General features: G+C 65.4%; 20 protein-coding genes and 1 tRNA gene. 14 read left to right on the plus strand and 7 right to left on the minus strand.

Annotated elements, in window-relative coordinates; genetic code table 11:
- The first annotated feature begins 66 nt into the window (after positions 1–66).
- Positions 67–846, plus strand: a complete 780-nt coding sequence (locus AB4061_RS13475; RefSeq protein ID WP_441634525.1) for a ZIP family metal transporter — start codon at positions 67–69, stop codon at positions 844–846.
- 30 nt (positions 847–876) lie between these two features.
- On the opposite strand, the gene AB4061_RS13480 is transcribed toward AB4061_RS13475, so the two are convergent.
- From AB4061_RS13480 to AB4061_RS13490, 3 genes are all read right to left on the minus strand, one after another.
- Positions 877–1,734, minus strand: a complete 858-nt coding sequence (locus AB4061_RS13480) for a sulfurtransferase (protein ID WP_441634465.1) — start codon at positions 1,732–1,734, stop codon at positions 877–879.
- A 91-nt stretch (positions 1,735–1,825) separates the two neighbouring features.
- The gene (locus AB4061_RS13485) at positions 1,826–2,746 is read right to left on the minus strand and encodes a DMT family transporter (RefSeq protein ID WP_441634467.1); all 921 of its coding nucleotides are present in this window, start codon (positions 2,744–2,746) and stop codon (positions 1,826–1,828) included.
- Between the two features lie 255 nt (positions 2,747–3,001).
- Positions 3,002–4,105 (minus strand): aromatic ring-hydroxylating oxygenase subunit alpha, encoded by a 1,104-nt coding sequence (locus tag AB4061_RS13490; RefSeq protein WP_441634469.1) that lies wholly within the window; start codon positions 4,103–4,105, stop codon positions 3,002–3,004.
- Between the two features lie 358 nt (positions 4,106–4,463).
- Here AB4061_RS13490 and AB4061_RS13495 point away from each other — a divergent pair, with 358 nt between their 5' ends.
- From AB4061_RS13495 to folE2, 4 genes are all read left to right on the plus strand, one after another.
- Complete coding sequence (locus tag AB4061_RS13495) at positions 4,464–4,754, plus strand: exodeoxyribonuclease VII small subunit (RefSeq protein WP_441634471.1); 291 nt, start codon at positions 4,464–4,466, stop codon at positions 4,752–4,754.
- Entirely contained in the window at positions 4,751–5,671 is a 921-nt protein-coding gene (locus tag AB4061_RS13500) for a polyprenyl synthetase family protein (protein WP_441634473.1), read from the plus strand. The genes AB4061_RS13495 and AB4061_RS13500 overlap by 4 nt, the downstream gene beginning before the upstream one ends.
- 59 nt (positions 5,672–5,730) lie before the next feature.
- Positions 5,731–7,641 (plus strand): 1-deoxy-D-xylulose-5-phosphate synthase, encoded by a 1,911-nt coding sequence (gene dxs, locus AB4061_RS13505; protein ID WP_441634475.1) that lies wholly within the window; start codon positions 5,731–5,733, stop codon positions 7,639–7,641.
- Positions 7,642–7,888: 247 nt separating this feature from the next.
- Complete coding sequence (gene folE2, locus AB4061_RS13510) at positions 7,889–8,692, plus strand: GTP cyclohydrolase FolE2 (RefSeq protein WP_441634477.1); 804 nt, start codon at positions 7,889–7,891, stop codon at positions 8,690–8,692.
- Between the two features lie 65 nt (positions 8,693–8,757).
- On the opposite strand, the gene tsaD is transcribed toward folE2, so the two are convergent.
- Positions 8,758–9,798, minus strand: coding sequence for a tRNA (adenosine(37)-N6)-threonylcarbamoyltransferase complex transferase subunit TsaD (gene tsaD, locus AB4061_RS13515; RefSeq protein WP_441634479.1), 1,041 nt, complete (start codon positions 9,796–9,798; stop codon positions 8,758–8,760).
- A gap of 184 nt (positions 9,799–9,982) precedes the next feature.
- Here tsaD and AB4061_RS13520 point away from each other — a divergent pair, with 184 nt between their 5' ends.
- The 6 genes from AB4061_RS13520 to AB4061_RS13545 all read left to right on the plus strand — a co-directional run bounded on the left by AB4061_RS13520 (position 9,983) and on the right by AB4061_RS13545 (position 17,079).
- Positions 9,983–11,266, plus strand: a complete 1,284-nt coding sequence (locus tag AB4061_RS13520; protein WP_441634481.1) for an NAD(P)/FAD-dependent oxidoreductase — start codon at positions 9,983–9,985, stop codon at positions 11,264–11,266.
- Positions 11,267–11,367: 101 nt separating this feature from the next.
- Complete coding sequence (gene rpsU / locus AB4061_RS13525; protein WP_043348281.1) at positions 11,368–11,580, plus strand: 30S ribosomal protein S21; 213 nt, start codon at positions 11,368–11,370, stop codon at positions 11,578–11,580.
- A gap of 130 nt (positions 11,581–11,710) precedes the next feature.
- Positions 11,711–12,160 carry a GatB/YqeY domain-containing protein gene (locus AB4061_RS13530; protein ID WP_441634484.1) on the plus strand — a complete coding sequence of 150 codons (450 nt, stop codon included), beginning with the start codon at positions 11,711–11,713 and terminating at the stop codon, positions 12,158–12,160.
- A gap of 225 nt (positions 12,161–12,385) precedes the next feature.
- Positions 12,386–14,200, plus strand: a complete 1,815-nt coding sequence (gene dnaG, locus AB4061_RS13535; RefSeq protein WP_441634486.1) for a DNA primase — start codon at positions 12,386–12,388, stop codon at positions 14,198–14,200.
- Between the two features lie 496 nt (positions 14,201–14,696).
- Positions 14,697–16,973 carry an RNA polymerase sigma factor RpoD gene (gene rpoD, locus AB4061_RS13540; protein ID WP_441634488.1) on the plus strand — a complete coding sequence of 759 codons (2,277 nt, stop codon included), beginning with the start codon at positions 14,697–14,699 and terminating at the stop codon, positions 16,971–16,973.
- Between the two features lie 27 nt (positions 16,974–17,000).
- Positions 17,001–17,079, plus strand: a tRNA-Ile gene (locus AB4061_RS13545).
- Positions 17,080–17,248: 169 nt separating this feature from the next.
- On the opposite strand, the gene AB4061_RS13550 is transcribed toward AB4061_RS13545, so the two are convergent.
- Entirely contained in the window at positions 17,249–17,578 is a 330-nt protein-coding gene (locus tag AB4061_RS13550; RefSeq protein WP_441634490.1) for a hypothetical protein, read from the minus strand.
- A 290-nt stretch (positions 17,579–17,868) separates the two neighbouring features.
- Between AB4061_RS13550 and AB4061_RS13555 the strand changes: the two genes are divergently transcribed.
- Positions 17,869–18,402, plus strand: coding sequence for a DUF3455 domain-containing protein (locus tag AB4061_RS13555; protein WP_441634492.1), 534 nt, complete (start codon positions 17,869–17,871; stop codon positions 18,400–18,402).
- An 82-nt stretch (positions 18,403–18,484) separates the two neighbouring features.
- On the opposite strand, the gene AB4061_RS13560 is transcribed toward AB4061_RS13555, so the two are convergent.
- Complete coding sequence (locus tag AB4061_RS13560) at positions 18,485–18,952, minus strand: hypothetical protein (protein ID WP_441634493.1); 468 nt, start codon at positions 18,950–18,952, stop codon at positions 18,485–18,487.
- Between the two features lie 53 nt (positions 18,953–19,005).
- On the minus strand, positions 19,006–19,347 hold the full coding sequence (locus AB4061_RS13565) for a hypothetical protein (protein WP_441634495.1): 342 nt from the start codon (positions 19,345–19,347) through the stop codon (positions 19,006–19,008).
- A 326-nt stretch (positions 19,348–19,673) separates the two neighbouring features.
- Here AB4061_RS13565 and AB4061_RS13570 point away from each other — a divergent pair, with 326 nt between their 5' ends.
- On the plus strand, positions 19,674–21,311 hold the full coding sequence (locus tag AB4061_RS13570; RefSeq protein WP_441634497.1) for a ShlB/FhaC/HecB family hemolysin secretion/activation protein: 1,638 nt from the start codon (positions 19,674–19,676) through the stop codon (positions 21,309–21,311).
- Between the two features lie 67 nt (positions 21,312–21,378).
- Positions 21,379–23,172: a DUF2341 domain-containing protein gene (locus AB4061_RS13575; protein ID WP_441634499.1), complete on the plus strand. Its 1,794-nt coding sequence runs from the start codon at positions 21,379–21,381 to the stop codon at positions 23,170–23,172.
- The last annotated feature ends 3 nt before the right edge of the window (positions 23,173–23,175 follow it).

Here is a 23,175-nt window from a genome sequence, read left to right on the forward strand (position 1 = left end):
CGGAAAAGCCGATCCCGGGAGCCCATCATCGATTCCACGCTTGTCTACATCCTGCTTGCCGCCACCATCTCGGGGGTGGGCAGTATCTTTGGCGCGGCGCTGTTGTCGCTGACTGTGGCCTCCCGCGTGGTCGAGCGCATGGTGAGCTTCTCGGTGGGGGTGCTGCTGGCCACGGCGCTGCTGCATTCCCTGCCCGAGGCGTTCGAATCCGGCGCCGATCCGCGAGCCTTGTTCGGTACCCTGCTGGCCGGCCTGCTCGGCTTTTTCCTGCTGGAGAAAGTCGCGCTGCTGCGCCACTCGCATCATCACGAGGGCGATGGGCACCACCATCACCACGGCCATGACCGCGAGGAAGCTGGCCGTAGCGGCATGACCATCCTGGTGGGCGATACCTTCCACAATTTCGCCGACGGCATCGTGATCGCCGCGGCCTTCCTGGCGGATCCGCATATTGGCCTGGTCACCGCGCTGGCCATCGCCGCGCACGAGATCCCGCAGGAGGTGGGCGATTTCATCGTGCTGCTCAACGCCGGGTTCTCGAAGGCGCGCGCCTTTGCCTTTAACCTGCTGTCCAGCCTGGCGGCCATCGCAGGCGGTGTGGTGGGGTACTACCTGCTCGACCAGATGAGCGGCTGGATTCCCTACGTGCTGGTGATTGCTTCAAGCAGCTTCGTCTATATCGCCGTGAGCGACCTGATGCCGCAGATGCAGCGCAAGCCGCGCTGGCGCGAGTCGATCATCCAGGTCGTGCTGGTCGCCACCGGGATCTGCGCTATCTTCTTCATCACCAATGGCGTGCACGAAGCGCATGGCCATGCGCATGGCGTGGCGGCTGCTGTCAGATAAGCTGGCCCGGGCGGCTTGCGCCGCTCGCCATCAGGCCCCGCTTGCCACTGGCCGCGCCGGGTCGGCGCACCACTCGCTCCACGAGCCCGGATAGAGCGCCGCGCCCGGCATGCCGGCCACTTCCAGTGCCAGCAGGTTATGGCAGGCGGTCACGCCCGATCCGCACTGCATGATCGCCTCGCTGGCCGGCTTGCTGCCCAGCACCTGCGCGAATTCCTGGCGCAATGCGCTAGCCGGCTTGAAGCTGCCGTTCTCCCCCAGGTTGTCCTTGAAGAAGCGGTTGGCCGCGCCCGGGATATGTCCACCTACGGGGTCCAGCGTTTCATTCTCGCCACGGAAGCGGTCTGCCGCACGGGCGTCCACCACCAGCCGGGCCGGATTTGCCAGGTTCGCCAGCACGGCGCCGGCGTCCACCGTGGCCACCAGCGCCGCCTTGCGCGTCAGGTTGCCCGGGGTTTCGGGCTCCGGCGCGTTGCCTGCCTCGAGCGGCAGGCCCGCCGCCACCCACGCATTCTTGCCGCCATCCAGCACGGCCACCGCGCCGTGGCCCAGCCAGCGCAGCAGCCACCAGGCGCGCGCCGCGTACATGCCGCCCTGTGCGTCGTAGGCAATGACCTGGGTGTCTTCGTTCACGCCCAGCACGCGCAGGCGCGCGGTCAGCGTATCCGGGTCCGGCAGCGGGTGCCGGCCGTTGGTGCCGGTTTTCTCGCCGGACAGTTCGTTGTCCAGGTGCAGGTAGAAGGCGCCGGGCAGGTGGCCCATGTGATAGGCCTCGCGTCCGGTGGCCGGGTTGGCCAGGTCGAAACTGCAATCGATCACGACGCTGTGGCGGCTGCCGTCTTCGCGCAGCGCGCGCAGGTCCTGGCTGGAGATCAGGGTGGTGAACATGGCGTAACCTTGGGTTGGGATCGTTGCGCCGCAACGGCACGGGCAGGCGCGGTGGGGGGGCGGAGTGAGCACGGTCCGGCACCCCCAGATGCTACACCTCGGGGTGCACTTCCGCCTCGGCCGACTTGACCGGGGTATCGGCGGTTGGCTGCCGGTTGGAGCCTTCGCGCGCCCGGGTCAGCGTGGTGGCGATGCCGCTGGCGATGATCAGTGCCATGCCGACCCAGGACAGCCAATTGAGCTGGTCGCGCCAGACAATCATGCCCCAGAGGCTGGAGAACACGATGCCGGCATATTGCAGGTTGGCGGTGAGCAGCGTGTTGCCGCGCTTGTAGGCGCGCGTCATCGCGGTCTGGCCGAGCGTGGCCAGTATGCCGATCGCCAGCAGCAGGCCCGCGCCGCGCCAGGTGTGGGTGCTCGGGCCGGTGTACAGCATCCAGGCCAGGCCTACCACCATCCCGACTGCCGAGAAATAGAACACGATGCGGCCTTCGGGCTCGCCCAGCTGGCCGAGCTGGCGCACCTCGACGTAGGCCAGCGCGGTGAACATGCCGGAGATCAGGCCGATCAGGCCGCCGGTGAGCTGGTTATGGCCGACGGACGGCTGCAACAGGCAGATGACGCCGCCGAACGACATCAGGATGGCGCCGATCAGCTTGCGGTCCGCGCCGCCGGTGCCGGTCAAGGCTGCGCCGGCGCCCAGGATCAGCGCGATCCAGACCGGCGACATGTAATTCAGGGTCATCGCCGTGGCCAGCGGCAGCATGGTGATCGAGGTGAACCACAGCAGCAGGGCGGTCACGCCGAACAGGCTGCGCTTGATATGCATGGCCATGTGCGGCGTACGCACCGAGGTGCCCGACGAAGCCAGCACCGTCCACATGATGATCACGCCGATCAGGCTGCGGTAGAACACGATCTCGCCCGTAGCATAGATCTCGGATGCCAGCTTGACGCCCACCCCCATTAACGAGAAGGCGAAGGCGGCGAACAGCATCCAGAGCGATTGCATGGTGGGGCGAAAGGAAGAATGGACAGCGCGCGAAGCGGCTCCGGGCGGGGGCGGGGAACTGGATCGCGAAAGGCTCCGCACGGGGCGGATGGCCGGCAAGGCAGGCGGCGAGGCGCCGGGCGCACACCGGAAGCGGCGATTGTATCAGCGAGTGTGCACCGCACCAAAGGCAAAACGGACCGCCTGGGCGGTCCGTTTTGCTTGATTCTTCACTGTGGCGCCGATGCCGCGGCCCGCTGGGCCTTGGCTGGCGGGTCAGTCCGTGAAGGACATGGCGCGGCGATACCATTCATGAAAGTGCTGCATACCGTCTTCCATGGGCGACTGGTACGGGCCGGTCTCGCTGACGCCGCGTTTGGCCAGCGCCCGGCGCCCGGCGTCCATGCGCTCGCCGATCTCGTCGTCCTCGACGCAGGTTTCCATGTAGGCGGCGCGCTCGGCCTCGACGAACTCGCGCTCGAACAGCGCGATTTCCTCGGGGTAGTAGAACTCCACGACGTTGCGCGTCTTGTTCGGCCCAAGCGGGTGCAGGGTGGAGACCACCAGCACGTTCGGATACCACTCCACCATGATGTTGGGGTAGTAGGTGAGCCAGATCGCGCCGTACTTGGGCAGCACGCCGTTGTTGAAGCGCAGCACGGCCTCATGCCACTTCTGGTACGTAGGGCTGCCCGGGCGCTTCAGGCCCGCGTGCAACCCGACCGTCTGGACGCTGTGCCAGTCGCCGAATTCCCAGCTCAGGTCGTCGCAGGAGACAAAGCTCCCGAGGCCCGGGTGGAACGGCACGACGTGGTAGTCCTCCAGATAGACCTCGATAAAGGTCTTCCAGTTGTAGTTGCACTCGTGGATCTCGACGTGGTCGAGCAGGTAGCCTTCGAAGTTCAGGTCTTCGGCCACGCCCAGGCGGGCCAGGTCGGCGCGAACGTCGCGCTGCCCCTCAAACAGCAGGCCGTTCCAGTTCTGGAGCGGCGAGCGGTTCAGGTGGACGCACGGACGCTCGGCGAAATGCGGCGCGCCGAGCAGTTCGCCCTTCAGGTCGTAGGTCCAGCGGTGCAAGGGGCAGACAATGTTCTTCGCATTGCCGCGGCCATTGAGCATGATGGCCTGCCGATGGCGGCAGACATTGGACATGAGCTCGATCCCGTCGGCATTCCGTACCAGGATGCGGCCCTCGTCCTCGGCGGCCAGCGCCTGAAAATCGCCCGTTTCGGGGATCATCAGCTCGTGGCCGACATAGCCCGGGCCCTTCTTGAACAGCAGTTCCAGTTCTTGTTGATGCAGTGCCTCGTCGATGTAGACGTCTACGGGCAACTGCGTATCAGCCGGCACCAGTTTCAGCGCGGTGCTGAGATTGGACATTATCCCCACTCCCTATGACAGGCGAAAGCAGTGAACAACCCAACCATCGAAAAAGAAATCGATATGGGAAAGACAGTCAGCCGCGCCCTGGCCCGCTTCCGGACCGAAAGATGGAGATCGCGCTGACGAACCGCGGATTGTACCCGAGCGAAAAAGTTAAGGGACTGATTATTTAGCCTTTTTAGCGAAAAAGTCGACCCGGGTCGTCATGGAGGTGTCGTTCGGGGCGCATTCGGAAAGACGACCCGAGCGCACAAGTCACTTTCCGGCAACGCTGTCGATGCCCCCTGTTGCATGGGATGCGGGCAATGCCCCGCTTTGGCGTAAAATCCCAGCTTCCCCAGATTCAATGTCCGCAATGCCAAAGACTACGAGCTCCCCGGCCCAGACCGATCCGGCCGCGACCGACCAGCGGTCCGCCTCCGCGCCACCCGCCTCCTACGAGGCCGCCATGGCCGAACTGGAGGCGCTGGTAGCCAGCATGGAGGGCGGCGCCTTGCCGCTGGAAGATTCTTTGGCCGCGTACAAGCGCGGGGCCGAACTGGTCAGGTACTGCCAGCAGATGCTCGAACGCGTGGAACAACAGGTTAAAGTGCTGGACGGCGATGTGCTCAAGCCCATGGCCACCGACGCCGGAGACCTGGAATGAGCGAGTCGCAACAAACTACCGAAGCCGGCGATTTCGCCGGGTGGATGCGCGCCACGGGCGCCAGGACCGAGGCCGCGCTCGACGCCGGGCTGCCGGCTGTGGAGACAGTGCCTTGCACGCTGCACGAAGCCATGCGGTATGCTGTGCTCGGCGGTGGCAAGCGGGTTCGCCCCTTGCTGGTGCACGCGGCCGGTGAAGTAGCGGGTGCTGCCCCCGAGGCCTGTGACGCGGCAGCCAGCGCGGTGGAGATGATCCACGCGTATTCGCTGGTGCATGACGATATGCCCTGCATGGACGATGACGATTTGCGTCGTGGCCGTCCCACCGTGCACAGGGCCTATGATGAAGCGACGGCGCTGCTTGTGGGCGACGCGCTGCAGACCCAGGCTTTCGTGGTGCTGGCCGAATCGGCCTCGCTGGCCTCGCTCGACGCCGCCGCGCGCCTGCGCCTGGTAGCGGAACTGGCCCGGGCCTCCGGCTCGGTGGGCATGGCAGGCGGGCAGGCGATCGACCTGCAGCATGTCGGCCTGGCCATGTCGCTGGAAGAACTGGAAGGCATGCACCGCATGAAGACCGGTGCGTTGCTGCGCGCCAGCGTGCGCATGGGCGCTTACTGCGGTGCCGTGGATGAAGCCGGCCTGGCCGCGCTCGACCGCTACGCCGCAGCCGTGGGCCTGGCGTTCCAGGTGGTGGACGATATCCTCGACGTGATCGCGGATACCGCCACGCTGGGCAAGACCGCCGGCAAGGACGCGGCAAACGACAAGCCGACCTACGTGTCGCTGATGGGGCTCGAGCCTGCACGCCAGCTGGCGGAGCAGCTTCGGGTCACGGCGCACGAAGCGTTGGTGGTGTTCGGCGCGCGCGCCCGACGCCTGGGCGAACTGGCCGATCTCATCGTGCTGCGCTCGAATTGATTGGATACGCAGGAAAAACTGACAACCGGGCACAAGAATCCGGCCGCCGAACGGACATCATGACCTACGCACTGCTCAAAACTATTGACGACCCCGCAGCCCTTCGCAGGCTGGACCGCCGCCAGCTCAAGACGCTGGCCGACGAACTCCGCGCCTACGTGCTCGAATCGGTATCGCAGACCGGCGGCCACCTGTCGTCCAACCTGGGCACGGTCGAGCTGACCATTGCCCTGCACTATGTGTTCAATACACCGGATGACCGCGTTGTCTGGGACGTGGGGCACCAAAGCTATCCGCACAAGATCCTGACCGGTCGCCGCGACCGCATGCATTCGCTGCGCCAGTGGGGCGGCATCTCGGGCTTCCCGCGCCGCTCGGAAAGCGAGTACGACACCTTCGGCACCGCGCATTCGTCCACCTCCATCTCGGCTGCGCTGGGCATGGCGCTGGGCGCCCGCACGCTGGGCGAGAAGCGCGTTTCCATCGCCGTGATCGGCGACGGCGCGATGACCGCCGGCATGGCCTTCGAGGCCATGAACAACGCCGGTGTCTACAAGGACCTGCCGCTGCTGGTGGTGCTCAACGACAACGACATGTCGATCTCGCCGCCGGTGGGCGCGCTCAACAGCCACCTCGCGCGGCTGATGAGCGGCAAGTTCTACGCGGCCACCAAGAAGGGCATTGAACGCGTGCTGTCGGTCGCCCCGCCGGTGCTCGAGTTCGCCAAGCGCTTCGAGGAACATGCCAAGGGCATGATGGTGCCGGCGACGCTGTTCGAAGAATTCGGCTTCAACTACATCGGCCCGATCGACGGCCATGATCTCGAATCGCTGGTGCCGACGCTGCAGAACATCCGCCAGCGCGCCCTCGAAGGCGGCGGCCCGCAGTTCCTGCACGTGGTCACCAAGAAGGGCCAGGGCTACAAGCTGGCCGAGGCCGACCCCATCCTGTATCACGGCCCTGGCAAGTTCAACCCGGCCGAAGGCATCCGCCCGTCGACCAAGCCCGCCCGCAAGACCTATACGCAGGTGTTCGGCGAATGGCTATGCGACATGGCCGCCGCCGACCCCAAGCTGGTGGCGGTGACGCCCGCCATGCGCGAAGGCTCCGGCATGGTCGAGTTCGAGAAGCGCTTCCCCAGCCGCTACTACGACGTGGGCATCGCGGAGCAGCATGCCGTGACGTTCGCCGGCGGGCTGGCCTGCGAAGGCCTCAAGCCCGTGCTGGCGATCTACTCCACGTTCCTGCAGCGCGGCTATGACCAGCTGATCCATGACGTGGCGCTGCAGAATCTGCCGGTGGTGTTCGCACTCGACCGCGCCGGCCTGGTCGGCGCCGACGGCGCGACCCATGCGGGCGCCTACGACATCGCGTTCCTGCGTTGCATCCCCAACATGATGGTGATGACGCCGGCCGACGAGAACGAATGCCGCCAGCTGCTGACCACCGCGTACCAGCAGGATTGCCCGACCGCCGTGCGTTACCCGCGCGGCGCCGGCACGGGCGTGGCGACCGAGGCCGCGCTCACCGCGCTGCCGGTGGGCAAGGGCGAGATGCGCCGCACGGGCGGCGCGCGCGCCGGCCAGCGCGTGGCCTTCCTGGCGTTCGGCTCGATGCTGCATCCGGCGCTGGGCGCGGCCGAGGCGCTCGACGCCTCGGTGGCCAACATGCGCTTCGTCAAGCCGCTCGACGAAGCGCTTGTGAAGAAGCTCGCGAGCGAGCATGACTACCTCGTCACCGTCGAAGAAGGTTGCGTGATGGGCGGCGCCGGCAGCGCGGTGCTCGAAGCGCTGGCCGCCGCCGGCATCGCCATGCCGGTGCTGCAGCTCGGCCTGCCCGACCGCTTCGTCGATCATGGCGACCCGGCCTTCCTGCTGTCGCAATGCGGGCTGGACGCCAAGGGCATCGAGCAATCGGTGCGCGAGCGCTTCAACCTGGCCCAGCCTGCTGTCGCCACCCGCGCGGCCTGAGCCAACGGCGCGCCCGCGGCTTGCGGGCGCGCCGGTTTCCTGATGGCTTCCTGATGCCATCACCCGTGCCCCCCGTACGGGTATCGCCCCGCGCGTGGGCAGTCAAAGGCAAATTCCCTTAGAATCCGAGGTTCTGTGTTCGCAGCTGCGGGAAGCCATCGGCTTTGCCATCCCCGCGGTTTCACACTCGTTGCGCGGCAAGGTTGACTGCGAAAAATGCCGCGACCGTAGAGGAAACCTGATCGATATGAATGACATCAATCCCGCCTTTGTGATGCCCGACGTGCAGTCGAGCCTCGATACCCGCCAGATCCCCATCCAGCGGGTTGGCGTGAAGGGCGTGCGTTACCCCCTGACGCTGAAGACGCCGGCCGGCGCACTGGCTACCGTTGGCACCTTCAATCTCGACGTGCACCTGCCTGCCGACCAGAAGGGCACGCACATGTCGCGTTTCGTGGCCTTGCTGGAAGAAGAGCGCGAGCCGCTGGAACTGGCGAGCTTCCGCACGTTGCTCGACAAGATGCTGGTCAAGCTGGAAGCCGAGGCTGGCCGCATCGAAGTCACCTTCCCGTACTTCATCAACAAGATCGCGCCGGTATCCGGCGTGCAATCGTTGATGGACTATGAAGTCACGCTGATCGGCGAAGTGCGCAACGGCGCGACCAAAGTCTTCCTGAAAGCTCTGGTTCCGGTCACCAGCCTGTGCCCGTGCTCGAAGAAGATCTCGCAGTACGGCGCGCACAACCAGCGCTCGCACATCACCATGAACGTCGAGCTGGCGGCCGACCTGCCGGTCGAGGCGCTGGTGCGCATGGCCGAGGAAGAAGCCTCGTGCGAGCTGTGGGGCCTGCTCAAGCGCCCGGATGAGAAGTTTGTCACCGAGCGCGCTTACGAGAACCCCAAGTTCGTCGAGGACCTGGTGCGCGATATCGCCATGCGCCTGAATGCGGACTATCGCATCGTGGCCTATGTGCTGGAGGCCGAGAACTTCGAGTCCATCCACAATCACAGCGCCTATGCCGTGATCGAGCGCGACAAGCGCGCGCAGTAATCCCGCCATGCCTCAGTAAAAAAGCCACCGTGAGGTGGCTTTTTTACTGCATCGAGGCGTTCGCTTCAGGCGGCGGGGCGCTCCGGCAGCCGGATATCCGACAGCTCCCAGCGCGGCGTCACGCCGTAGCCGTAGTTGCGCGTGGCCAGCTCCGGCGCGGCTTGCAGCCGCATGGCGCCGGCGAAGGCGATCATGGCGCCGTTGTCCGTGCAGAAGGCCAGGTCCGGATAGTAGACCTCGATCTTCTTCTGCGCGCCAAGCTGGTTCAGCCGCTCGCGCAGCTGCCGGTTGGCGCCCACGCCGCCAGCCACCACCAGGCGCCGGTGCCCGGTCTGCTTGAGCGCGGCCATCGACTTGGCGGCCAGCACGTCGACGATGGCATCGACAAAGGAGCGCGCCAGGTTGGCCCGGTCCTGCTCGCACACATTGCCCAGCTTGCGGGTTTGCGTGAGCACGGCGGTTTTCAGGCCGGCGAAGGAGAAATCGAGGGTGCCAGAATGCAGCATCGGACGCGGCAGGGCGTACGTGCCAGGCACGCCGAACTCGGCCAGCCGCGAGACTTCGGGGCCGCCCGGGTAGCTCAGGCCGAGCAGCTTGGCGGTCTTGTCGAACGCTTCGCCGGCGGCATCGTCCAGGGTCTCGCCCAGCAAGGTGTAATCGCCGATGCCACGCACTTCCATCAGCTGCGTGTGCCCGCCCGAAACCAGCAAGGCAACGAACGGGAAAGGCGGCGGATCGGGGGTCAGCAGCGGCGACAGCAGGTGGCCTTCGAGATGGTGCACGCCCAGCATCGGCACGTTCAGTGCGAAGCCCAGGGCGTTGGCCACCGACGCACCCACCAGCAACGCGCCGGCCAGTCCGGGGCCTTGGGTGAAGGCAATCGCATTGATGTCGGCGCGAGTGCGGCCGGCTTCGTCGAGCACCTGCTGCAACAGCGGCAGCACGCGGCGGATATGGTCGCGCGAGGCGAGCTCAGGCACGACGCCGCCGTAGTCGCGGTGCATGGCGATCTGCGAATGCAGGGCGTGGGCGAGCAGGCCGGCTTGCGTGTCGTAGAGCGCGAGGCCGGTTTCGTCGCAGGAGGATTCGATGCCGAGGACAAGCATGGGGCAGGCAAGGCCGGCATCAAGCGAGGCCGGCAAATCAAAGGGTTGGAGCGGGCTGACGACCATCGGGCCGGCAGCCTGGCATGAGGCCAGCAGGGTAGCACAGCGGCGCTGGCCATGCTTTTCGCTACAATCGCCGCTTCTTCCGCAGGCACTAATCAGGCATTCATTGGGCAAGACAGACATGGGCAGCAAGCAGACCGCAGAGACCGGCCGGGCCGGTGCGCGCGCAGGGCGCTTCGACGTGGCGGTGCTTGGCGCCGGGGCCGCCGGCATGATGTGCGCCGCCGTGGCGGGGCAGGGTGGCGCCAGCGTGGTGCTGATCGACCACGCCACCAAGGTGGCGGAGAAAATCCGCATCTCCGGTGGCGGGCGCTGCAATTTCACCAACCTGCAGGCGGGCCCGGCCAATTTCCTGTCGGCTAATCCGCACTTCTGTCGTTCCGCGCTCGCCCGCTACACGCCGCAGGATTTCCTCGCGCTGATGCGCAAGCATGAGATCGACTGGCATGAGAAGCACCGCGGCCAGCTCTTCTGCAACGACAGCGCCGAGCAGGTGATCGAGATGCTGCGTGCCGAATGCGGCGCGGGCAACGTGCACTGGCGCACCGGCTGCGGCGTGGACGAGGTCAGGCGCGAGGGCGACGATTTCCTGCTGATGACGGCCAGCGGGCCGGTGCGTGCCGGCGCGCTGGTGGTGGCCACGGGCGGCCTGTCCATCCCGAAGATTGGCGCCACCGACATCGGCTACCGCATTGCCCGCCAGTTTGGGCTGGGCGTTGTCGAGACGCGCCCGGCGCTGGTGCCGCTGACGTTCGACGGGCAGGGCTGGGCGCCGTTCGTGCCGTTGGCCGGCGTGTCGATGGAGGTGGATATTGCAACGGGTAACGGCAAGACGGCCGGCGCCTTTCGCGAGGACTTGCTGTGGACCCATCGCGGCCTGTCCGGCCCGGCCGTGCTGCAGATTTCCAGCTTCTGGCGCCCTGGCACGCCGATCACCATTGACCTGTTCGACGGCAACGATGCCAGTGAATGGCTGCTTGAGCAAAAGGGTGGCAGCCGCAAGCACCTGGCCAACCTGCTCGCCGAGCGCCTGCCAGCCCGTCTGGCCGACGCCTGGTGCGCGGCAGCGGGCCTGAACGGTGCGCAGCCGCTGCATGATATGCCGGACAAGGCACTGCGCCGGCTCGGCGCGGCGCTCAACAGCTGGCAACTGGTGCCGGCAGGCACCGAGGGCTACCGCAAGGCCGAGGTCACCCTCGGCGGCGTGGATACGCGCGCGCTGTCGTCGGCGACCATGATGGCGCGCACCGTGCCCAACCTGTACTTCATCGGCGAGGTGGTCGACGTCACCGGGTGGTTGGGCGGGTACAACTTCCAATGGGCGTGGGCATCCGGTGTCGCCGCCGGGCAGGCCGTGGCGGAGAGCGCGAGGGCCATGGTGGCGGGGACGGCCGGAGCGTCGTAAGCAGCATAGCGGCAAAAAAACCGCCATACGGGCTTGACAGCGGTTGTGCTACACTTGTAGCTTTCGTAAAACCGCTAACAGCTGCTACTTATTTCAGCAAAATGACCACGATCCACCTTAAAGAAAACGAGCCGTTTGAAGTTGCCATGCGTCGTTTCAAGCGCACCATCGAGAAAAACGGCTTGCTGACTGAATTGCGGGCTCGCGAGTTTTACGAAAAGCCGACGGCTGAGCGCAAGCGCAAGAAGGCCGCCGCCGAGAAGCGCCACTACAAGCGCATCCGCAGCCTGATGCTGCCGAAGAAGATGTACTGAGCGTACCCTTCGCGTTCCGCATCAAAACCCGCTGTGGGCAAGGCTCCGGCGGGTTTTTGCATTGGCGGCCCGACGGCCGGCGCTGCCCCTGGCCGGCACCATCCCGCCCACACTTTCCTGGAATAATGCGATGTCCCTCAAAGCCCGTGTAACCGAAGACATGAAGGCCGCCATGCGTGCCCGCGAGACCGAGCGCCTCGGCACCATCCGCCTGCTGCTGGCCGCCATCAAGCAACGGGAAGTGGACGAGCGCATCGAGCTCGACGACACCGCCGTGCAGGCCGTGATCGAAAAGCTGATCAAGCAGCGCAAGGACTCCATCTCCCAGTTCACCCAGGCCGGCCGCACCGACCTGGCCGACAAGGAGAGCGCGGAAATCGAAGTGCTCAAGGTCTACATGCCGGCGGCCCTGTCGGATGCGGAGGTGGCCACCGAAGTGCAGGCCGCGGTCACGGAAACCGGCGCCGCCGGCCCGCAGGACATGGGCAAGGTCATGGCCGTGCTCAAGGCCAAACTGGCCGGCCGTGCCGACATGACCGCCGTCTCAGGTCTGGTCAAGGCCGCGCTGGCGGGGCGTTGAGCGGGTCAGGGCGCGAGTTGGCAGCTGGCGGCTGAAGGCCGATGGGTATATTTAAAGGCACTTCTTGTCCGCCACCCCTCGCCGGCGCTGGCTGCAATCCGTTGCGTCTGCACTACAATGTAGTGTTAAGAGGCCGGAAAGCGCCGTGCCGGTCACGCACTTCATGAACCAGATATCGCCGCTGCCCGGTTCCACGGGCAGTTCGGCCATAGGACGACAAGCCGGGTGATTCCGCAATCCTTCATTCAGGACCTGCTCAACCGTGTCGACATAGTCGATGTGGTGGGCAAGTACGTGCAGTTGAAGAAGGGCGGCGCCAACTTCATGGGGCTCTGCCCCTTTCACAACGAGAAGTCGCCGTCGTTCACGGTCTCGCCGACCAAGCAGTTCTATCACTGCTTTGGTTGCGCGGCGCATGGCTCGGCCATCGGCTTCCTGATGGAATACTCGGGGCAATCCTACCCCGATGCCGTGCGCGAGCTGGCGCAGTCGGTCGGCCTGTCCGTGCCCGAGGAGCGCGACCGGCTGCCGCCGGCCCAGCGCGCCGAAGTGCAGGCGCGCTCGCTGGCGCTGTCCGATGCCATGACCCGCGCGACCGAGTTCTACCGCAAGCAATTGCGCAGCGCGCCGCAGGCGATCCAGTACCTCAAGAGCCGCGGCCTGACCGGCGAGATCGCGGCGCAGTTTGGCCTGGGCTATGCTCCGGACGACTGGCAGGGGCTGGAGTCGGTGTTCGGCAATTATCGCGACGATGCGATCGCCGGGCCGCTGGTGGAATCCGGCCTGATGATCGAAAGCGCCGAGAAGCGCGACGCCGATGGCAAGCCGCGGCGCTACGACCGCTTCCGGGACCGCATCATGTTTCCCATCCGCAGCACCAAGGGCCAGGTGATCGGCTTTGGCGGGCGGGTGATGGGGCAGGGCGAGCCCAAGTACCTGAATTCACCGGAAACGCCCCTGTTCAGCAAAGGCACCGAGCTATATGGCCTGTTCGAGGCCCGCCATGCGATCCGGGAAACCGGCTATGTTTTGGTGGTCGAAGGCTATATGGACGTGGTGGCCCTGGCTCAGCTGGGCTTTGCCAACGCCGTGGCCACGCTGGGCACGGCCTGCACGGCGGTGCATGTGCAAAAGCTGTTGCGCCAGACCGATGCCGTGGTGTTCTCGTTCGACGGTGACGCCGCCGGGCGCCGCGCGGCGCGCCGGGCCCTGGAGGCTTGCCTGCCGTACGTGGCGGACAACAAGACCATCCGCTTCCTGTTCCTGCCCGCCGAGCACGACCCGGACAGCTATGTGCGCGAGCAGGGCACCGACGCGTTTGCCGCGCAGGTGCGCGACGCCATGCCGCTGTCGCGCTTCCTGCTGCAGGTGGTGTCGGAGGGGCAGGAGCTGCGCCAGGCCGAGGGGCGCGCCCGCGCCCAGTACGAGGCCAAGCCGCTGCTGCAGTCCATGCCCGCAGGCGGCCTGCGGTTGCAGATCGTGCGCGAGCTTGCCGATGCCACCGGCACCACGCCGGCCGAAATCGAAGCCGTCTGCGGGCTGGCGAGCGACCCGGCGCGGGTCGGACGCTTTGCCCAGCCGCGGCCGCGCACCAAGCGCCAGGCCCCCACCGGGCTGGAGCAGCGGGTGCTGCAGTTGCTGATGCGCTACCCGCAGCTGTCGACCCGGCTCGACGCCGATAGCCGGGCACTGCTGCTGGAAGACGAGCAGGCCGACGCCGAAGTGCTGGCGCACCTGGTGTCCGCGTGCGACGAGTTGCAGGGCGAGGTGAACTTCGCGGCCTTTAGCGAGCATCTCGCGCAGTCGCCGTACGCCGAGGTCTACGCCAATGTGCGCGCCGCGGTACTGCGCGAAGAGATCGATGAGGAACCTGCCGAGCAGGAGTTCGATACCGCCATCGCCAAGCTGCTGGCGGGGCCATTGCGCCGTGAGCTCGACATGCTCCAGCAGTCGGTGATCATGGGCACCGCGGATGAGGAAGGCAAGAGCCGCATGCGATGGCTGGTCAGCGAGATCAATCGCCGGCGGCAGTTAGGTTGAATCGGGCTGAATTTGGCTGAATTGGGTTGACCGTCCGGTAGGTCGGGCAAGGTGGGTGGTGATAAATAAGTGAAGGTTTGGCGCGGCCTGGCTACGCTTAAGCCTTGATTTTTCAGGTGAAAACCTCACCTGTTGGGAAGCCGGCTAATTGCTAGTGCTACAATAGCCGGTTTGGATAGCGAGATCTTTCTCTCCCCTTCTGGTGAAAGTGAGCGTGCCAATGGCAAAGGCCAAAGCAACCGAAAAGGTTTCCACTAAAACTCCCCAATCGGGGAGCGGCAAGGCGTCCGTGAAAACAACGGCGGCGGCGAAGACAGCCGCGTCAGTCAAGGCGCCAGCCCAGCCTGTGCCAGCTAAGACAGCTCGGAGCGCCAAGGCGCCCGCAGCGTCCACTTCCACCGGGATCCGCCCATCCGAAAACCTGAAGCCCTCGACTTCGGCACACGAGAGCGGCGATAGCGCCAATACAAGCGGCAAGCACGCCGCATCTGTACCTGTGAAAGGCAAGAGTATTACCGTGGCGAAACAGCAGAATACCGAAGTCGAGAGCAAGAAAGCGGCAGCGACCAGCGCCAAGACCGGAGACGCCAAGCCAGGCGCCGCCGAGCCCGAGGCCACGCCGAATGCCACAACTTCCGCCCCCGTTGCATCCGAGCGTCCCGCCGCTCCGGCAGTCAAGCCGGAGCCGAAGAAGCGTGGCCGCAAGCCCAAGGCCGGAGCGCAGCACGACGACAGCACACCAGACGACGTGACTGAAGAGCTTTACGAAGACGAGATCCCTGCGGCGGCAACGCCGACCGCCGCGCCCAAGAGCGAAAAGCAAAAGGCTCGCGACCGCAAAGCCAAGGAAAAGGCTCTGCTCAAGGAGTTCGCCTCGACGCAGCAGGGTACCGAGGAAGAACTGGAGGTACGCCGCCAGAAGCTCAAGGCGCTGATCAAGCTTGGCAAGTCGCGCGGCTACCTGACGTACGCGGAAATCAACGATCACCTGCCGGACGACATGGTCGATTCGGAAACGATCGACACGCTGGTCGCCACGCTCAACGACATCGGCATCGCCGTCTACGAACAAGCGCCCGACGCCGAAACGCTGCTGCTCAACGACAACGCACCGTCGGCCACCAGCGAAGAAGAAGCCGAGGAAGAGGCGGAGGCTGCACTTTCCACTGTTGATTCCGAATTCGGCCGCACCACCGACCCCGTGCGCATGTACATGCGCGAAATGGGCACGGTCGAGCTGCTGACGCGCGAAGGCGAAATCGAAATCGCCAAGCGCATCGAGGCCGGCCTGAAAGACATGGTGATGGCGATCTCCGCCTGCCCGGTCACGATCTCCGAGATCCTGGCCTTGGCCGAGCGCGTTGCCAGCGATGAAATCAAGATCGACGAGTTCGTCGACGGCCTGATCGACCCGAACGCCGCGGACGTGCCCGTGGCCCCGCCGGCCCCGGCCGTGGCGGCGGCCGCCGAAGAAGACGAGTTGGAGTCCGACGGCGAAGAATCCGACGAAGACGAGGATGACGATGCCGGCGGCCTGGCTGCCTCGGCACGCCAGCTCGAAGAACTGAAGCAGGCCGCGCTGGAAAAATTCCGCGTGATTGCCGAGCAGTTCGACAAGATGCGCCGCTCGTTCGAGAAGGAAGGCTACAAGTCCAAGTCCTACGTCAAGGCCCAGGAAGCCATCCTGAACGAGCTGATGAGCATCCGCTTCACCGCCCGCAACGTCGAACGCCTGTGCGACACGCTGCGTGGCCAGGTGGACGAAGTGCGCAAACTCGAGCGCTCCATCCTGAAGATCGTGGTGGACAAGTGCGGCATGCCGCGTGCGGATTTCGTCGCCCGTTTCCCGGGCAATGAGACCAACCTCGAGTGGATCGACACGATTATCAAGGACGGCAAGTCGTACAGCACCATCGTCGAGCGTAATGTGCCGGCCGTGCGCGAGCTGCAGCAAAAGCTGATCGACCTGCAGATGCGCGTGGTGCTGCCGCTCAAGGAGCTCAAGGAAGTCAACCGCAAGATGAGCGAGGGCGAGAAGCGCGCCCGCGAAGCCAAGCGCGAGATGACCGAGGCCAACCTGCGCCTGGTGATCTCGATCGCCAAGAAGTACACCAACCGCGGCCTGCAGTTCCTCGACCTGATCCAGGAAGGCAATATCGGCCTGATGAAGGCGGTGGACAAGTTCGAATACCGCCGCGGCTACAAGTTCTCGACCTACGCGACGTGGTGGATCCGCCAGGCCATCACCCGCTCGATCGCCGATCAGGCGCGCACCATCCGTATCCCGGTGCACATGATCGAAACGATCAACAAGATGAACCGCATCTCGCGCCAGATCCTGCAGGAAACCGGCAACGAGCCGGATCCGGCAACGCTGGCCGAGAAGATGGAGATGCCGGAAGACAAGATCCGCAAGATCATGAAGATCGCGAAGGAACCGATCTCCATGGAAACGCCGATCGGTGACGACGACGACTCCCATCTTGGCGACTTCATTGAAGACACCAACACGCTGGCCCCTGCCGAAGCGGCGCTGCACGGCTCCATGCGCGACGTCGTCAAGGACGTACTGGACTCGCTCACGCCGCGCGAAGCCAAGGTGCTGCGCATGCGATTCGGCATCGAGATGAGCACGGACCACACGCTGGAAGAAGTCGGCAAGCAGTTCGACGTCACCCGCGAGCGGATCCGCCAGATAGAAGCCAAGGCATTGCGCAAACTGCGTCACCCGAGCCGCTCCGATAAGCTTAAGAGTTTCCTTGAAGGCAGTTGATCGGTATCATGCCGGTCTGACTTTCCAGGGCCTCTAGCTCATGCCTGGTTAGAGCAGCGGACTCATAATCCGTTGGTGCCGTGTTCGACTCACGGGAGGCCCACCATTGTTGAAAAAGCCCCGCAGATTCCTGCGGGGCTTTTTCTTTGCCGCGGCGTTTGCGCGGAAGTGCGAATGGCGGGCTGGCCACCGCTGTGTTGCAGTCATACAGCCACCCTACAGCCACCATACAGCCACCTCACCCTTATCACCGCGTCGGACTTAAGCAGGCTGCGCTATTTGTCCATGCCGGCAGTGGGCGATTTCTTGTGGCTGGACGCCTTGCCAGCCGGCTTCTTGGCCGAAGCCTTTGAGTCGGTGAGCGCCGAGGCCGTGTTCTGGTTGGCACCCTGGGTGTACGGGTCAAACTTGTCGTTGGCCTTCGCGGTATCTGGCACGTAGCCGTCTTTGTTGGTCGTGCGCTGAGGGTCCGGTACATAGCCGTCCTTGTTGGTGCTACGCATGTTGTAGTCGTAGCGATCCGCTGGATTTGCAGGGCCTGCGGCGTGGACGGTACCAGGTAGGAGAACTGCAATTGCCATTGCCATTGCGATAGCGATCTTCATGGATGACTCCTTCCAATCAAAGTCGATGACCCTCGCGCGCTCATCTGCCGCAACGGTCCGCCTATTAGCGTAGCTGTCAGGCTTGCAGAATTCCAGTGATCATTTTGCTGCGCGCTTGTGGCTGAGCGCTTGTGGTTGAGCTCATGTCTGCCGTTCGCTACTTCAACCGCATCCAGCGGCAACGCGGGCGACCGGGCCTGCCGCGCTTGCTGCGTTTGCTCTGTCTTCCGCCGTTTCCTTGCCATCGCGCCGGAGGTACTATGCCGAACGGGCTCAGGCAAGGAGGGCGTATGCCGCAAGATTTCCACACCAGTCGCAAAGCGCGTTGCCTCGCCCTCGCCCTCGCCGGCGCATGCCTGCTGGCTGCCTGCGCTGTTGTCCAGGAGGCCGCGCCGCCTGAGCTCCAGCCCGCCGACGCCCATCGTACGATCGCGACCCTGCATGCATCCGGCGTGCAGATTTATGTATGCAAGCGCGATCAGGGCAGTGCATTGGCGTGGGCGTTCAAATCCCCCGAAGCGGATCTGCGCGACGATTCCGGCAAGCTCATCGCCAGGCATTATGCCGGGCCGACCTGGGAGGCGCCTGACGGCAGCAAGGTAACCGGCAAAGTCCTGCGGCAGGCCGCAAATGCCAGGACGCCCGACAGCATTGCGCTATTGCTGTTGCAGGCGACAAGTTCCGGAGGGGCTGGCTTGCTAGCGGGAGTGCATTACGTTCAGCGCCTGAACACGCAAGGCGGCATTGCGCCCGCTCTGGCCTGCACCGAGGAAGGACAGGAAAGCCGCGTGCCGTATCGCGCGGACTACGTATTTCTCGAATAGACGAGCCTCGCTGAGGCAGGCGCGTTCGCTCCGATGGCGTTGCCGTTCGTGCCGGTCGGGAGAGCCGCGCAGCGCCAGGTCTTCAAAGTTTCTGCACGGCAGCCAGGTCGAATATCTTCGCCCAGCGCAACGCTTCCTTCCGGCTGGCCATCGGGATCTGCCAACTGCCTTGCGCATGGTGTTCTAGGCGCAATGCAAGCATCCATGCGCTGTCGTTCTCCAGCGCGGTGGCACTCGCTATATCCGCAAAAATGAACTTCGCCTGCTGTCCGTCGACATCCAGGGCGCCACGCTTGCGTTCCGGATCCACGCGCATCGTGCCCCACGCGCCCTCCAGCGACAGGATGCGCTCGCCCTTGATCTTGACGCCGTGGATCGCGCGGTAGCGGCGGACCAGGCTTGCGACGAATGCCACGAGCAGCGCCGCGCAGAACACGACAGCGGCGGTCCCGGCGATCGCGCCATGCGCTGCGGCCACCGTGGCGTACAGGCGGACCGCGCCGTAGATGAGGGCACCGATCAAGGCGAGGCCGGCGATGATGAATGGCACGTCTTTTCCTTTAAAGAAATTGCGGTGAATGGACTGGCTTGCGGCTAAGGCGGCTAAGGCGGCGATGGCCGCTGCGGCGTGACCGATGTGCCGAAGGTATTGCCCATGCGATGGCTGGTCGCCGAGTAGTTGAACAGCCCCAGCGCATTGGAGGGACGCGCCAGGATGGCTTCGGACGCCAGCTTGTGCTCCGAGGGGGGCTGGCCGGGGGTGGGCTTGGGGCTTAGCTTTTGCGTCAGGCAAGGGAACGACGGGGCCCGCATGCCATTGACTTCGACCTCGACACAGCTCGCCGTGGCATCCCCCGCTGGTGGAGGTGCCTCTGCAGCGAGTAGCGGGCAGGCCGCGCCAAGGCTGCCTGCGGCAATCACTACAACGTTCAGCCATCCGCGCATTTCGTGCTCCGTCTTCGTTGATTGCCAACCACGCCATTGGCGATATGCCTGAAGTGTAGCGCTCCATTCCGAATGGCGCGGCATGCAATTGCTCTGCGATATCGCCGCCGTTGAGGCGCGTCGCCATGCCCCGCGCCTGCACATGAAGCTTTCGTGACAAACGACAGTCGGCGCGCGGGCCGTTCGTCTAACCAATCGTACGCGGCGCTGAAATGATGACCGCTCATCATGGCCTCATCGGATGCGATCGCTTACGACTTGCCTCTGGTCGAGGCGCCGGCGCAAGGGAACGACGGCAATTGTTTCGCAAGGGATTGAGCAAACACATGCATGACAAGAACAAGAACGATGCGTCCGCGCGCTGGAGGGCGCTATGTCTGGCGGTACTAGGACTAGGGACGCAGGGAACCGCGATGGCGCAGGCGCCCGCTGCCACCGAGGCGGCAGCGCCTGGTGTGCAGGCCGATGCGGAACGGCGCGTCGACATCAACGAGTACATCGTGCGCGGGAACACAGTGCTGGATGCGCGCGCGATCGAGCGCGCGGTCACGCCTTACCTTGGACCGAAGCGCACGATGAAGGATATCGAGGGCGCGCGCGACGCGCTGCTGGCGGCCTACCAGGCAAGGGGGTACCAGTCGGTGTACGTGGACCTGCCTGAGCAGCAGGCGGTTGGCGGCGTGGTCTTCCTGCAGGTGAGCGAGACCAAGGTGGGCCGCGTGCGTGTGGTGGGAGCGCAGTACAACTCGCCGGTAGAGGTACGTGAGCAGGTGCCCGCGCTGGCGGAGGGCGCGGTGCCGGACTTCAACCAGGCGCAGACGGAGCTCACTGCCTTGAACCGGACCGCGAACCGGCAGGTGATGCCGCTGGTCAAGCAGGGCGCGCTGCCTGGCACCATGGACGTTGATCTCAAGGTCGAGGACAGCAGCCCGTGGCGGGCGAGCGTGGGCCTGAACAACGACTACAGCGCGGATACCAAGCAACTGCGGGCCACGGCTTCGCTGGGCCACGACAACCTCTGGCAACTGGGGCACAGCGCCTCGGTCAGCTTCTTTGGCGCCCCGCAGGACCTGAACCAGACCCAGGTGTGGTCCGGCTCGTATGTGGCACCGCTGCGAGGCACCAACTGGGGCCTTGAGGCTTCCGGCTACAAATCGGACAGCAACGTCGCGACGGTAGGCGGCACCAACGTATTGGGCAAGGGCTATGCGGTTGGCGTGAAGGCCACCTACACCGTGCCGAACACCGGAGCATGGTGGCACGCGTTCAGCGCGGGCGTGGACTTCAAGGACAACGAAGAGGTGACGCGCCTGGGCAGCGCCGGCGATACGGTGCCGCTCAAGTACGCGCCGATCACGCTCGGCTACTCGGGCTTCGGCCAGACGGAGCGCGGCACCTATGGCCTGAACCTGTCGCTGGTCGCGGGCACGCGCAGCTTCCTTGGCTACGGCAGCACCGCGCAGCAATTCGACTACAAGCGCTACAAGGCGTCGCCGAGCTTCATGGTGCTCAAGGGCGATACCAATGGCTCCTACACCTTCGCGGGCAACGCGCAGCTGGGCTGGCGCCTGGCCGCCCAGATCACGGATTCCCCGCTGGTCTCGAACGAGCAAATCGCGGCCGGCGGCATGAACTCGGTGCGCGGCTACCTGTCCGCCGAGACCACCGGAGACTATGGCGTGGTCGGGTCCGTGGAAATGCGCACGCCACCGCTGGCCTTCTTCACTTCCGTGGTCGAGAACTGGCGCGCTTACCTGTTTGCCGATGCCGGCCAGGTCCGCCTGCGCGATCCGTTGCCCGAGCAGAAGAGCAACTTCTCGCTCGCCTCGGTGGGGGTGGGCACTACGTTCCGCCTCGGCCAGAAGGTCACGGGGCGCCTGGACCTGGGCTATCCGCTCAAGGACGGGCCACGCACGCAGCGTGGCGACCCGCGCGTGAATTTCAGCGTCACCGCCAGCTACTGAGCGCACGCGGCGCACCGCTTCCAACCTGATACATCGACTCCCGATGAGCTAACCGAGAACAACTGTCATGCGACGCATCCTTTTGCTCGTGCTCACGCTGCTGAGCACACTCCTGCCGGACCTGGCCCATGCCTGGTGGCAGCCCGACTGGGCTTATCGCAAGCCGATCACGATCGACGCCGGCCCCAAGGCCGGCGCGATCGGCGGCGATGCCGGGCGTACCCCGGTGCTGCTGCGCCTGCATACCGGCAACTTCAGCTTTGAAGGCGTGAGCGAGACCGGCGCCGACCTGCGCTTTGTTGCCGCCGACGACAAGACCGTGCTCAACCACCAGATCGAACAGTTCGATCCGCTGTTGGGCATCGCGCTGATCTGGATCGACGTGCCGTCGGTCTCGGCCGCTGGCCCGCAGCAGTTGTGGATGTACTACGGCAACGCCAAGGCGCCGGCATCGGGCAATGGCCAGCGGACCTTCGACCCTGACTACACGCTGGTCTACCACTTTGCCGAAGGCAGCGTGCCGGCACGCGACACCACGGCTTACGGCAACCACAGCCAGACCGCTGTGGTGAGCATCGATGGCACGGTCATCGGCAAGGGCGCGCAGCTCGGCGCCGCCCCGCTGGTGCTGCCGTCGTCGCCGTCGCTGGCGCTGGCCGCCGGCGCGCCGTTCAGCTTCTCCGCCTGGGTACGCCCCGAGAAGCTCGGCCCGCAACAAGTCGTCTATGCACGCCGCGATGGCGCGGGCGAACTCGTCATCGGCATCGACCAGGGCGTGCCCTTCGTGCAGGTCAATGGCCAGCGCAGCAATCCCGGCCAGCCCGTGCAGGCGGGGCAGTGGTCGCACCTGGCAGTCAAGTCCGATGGCAAGAGCGTGTCGCTGTATGTCGGCGGACGTCCTGCCGCATCGCTGGCAACCGCCTTGCCGGCGCTGAACACGCCGGCCACGCTCGGCGCCGACGCCGCGGCAGCGGCCAACGCGCCGGCCGCTGCTACCGCGCTGAGCCCGTTCACCGGTGCCATCGATGAAGTGCGCTTGTCCAAGGTCGCGCGCCCGGATGCGCTGATCCTCGCCGACGCCGTATCGCAAGGCGCTGAATCGCGCCTGGCCGTGTTCGGCGCGGACGAGCAGCAGGCCGGCAAGAGCCACTTCGGCTTCATCCTGGCCGCCATGCCGCTGGACGCCTGGATCGTGGTGGGCCTGCTCGGCATCATGATGGCGCTGTCGTGGGCCATCATGATCAGCAAGGGCCGCAGCTACGGCGCCACCTCGCGCGCCAACGCTGCATTCATGGTGCATTTCCGCGAAGCGGCCGGCGCGCCGCTGGACCAGCTGGCCAAGAGCAACCGCGTACCCGAGGCGGTCAAGGCGGACTCGTCGCTGTGGCGCCTGTATGAAATGGCGGTCGAGGAACTGCACCGCCGCCATCAGATGGGCTACGACCTCAACGCGGTCTCCGACGCGACCATCAGCGCGATCCGCGCGGCCATGGATGGCGTCATGGTGCGCGAGAGCGAGCGCATGGCCAAGCGCATGAACTGGCTGTCGACCACCATCGAAGGCGCGCCGTATGTGGGCCTGTTCGGCACCGTGATCGGGATCATGCTGGTGTTCGTCGTGGCGGCCATGGCCGGCGCGGTGGATATCAACTCGGTGGCACCGGGCATGGCCGCGGCCTTGCTGTGTACCGCTGCCGGGCTGGGCGTCGCGATTCCCGCGCTGTTCGGCTACAACTGGCTCGCCTCGCGCTCGGATTCGATCGGCGCCGACATGGCGGTGTTCGTGGACGAATTCGCCACGCGTCTGGCCGAAGAGCAGGGCGAGGGACGTCGCGTCCCCGCTGCCCTGCACCGGGCTTAAGGG

The organism is Cupriavidus sp. YAF13 (assembly GCF_052113425.1).
Lineage (GTDB): Bacteria > Pseudomonadota > Gammaproteobacteria > Burkholderiales > Burkholderiaceae > Cupriavidus.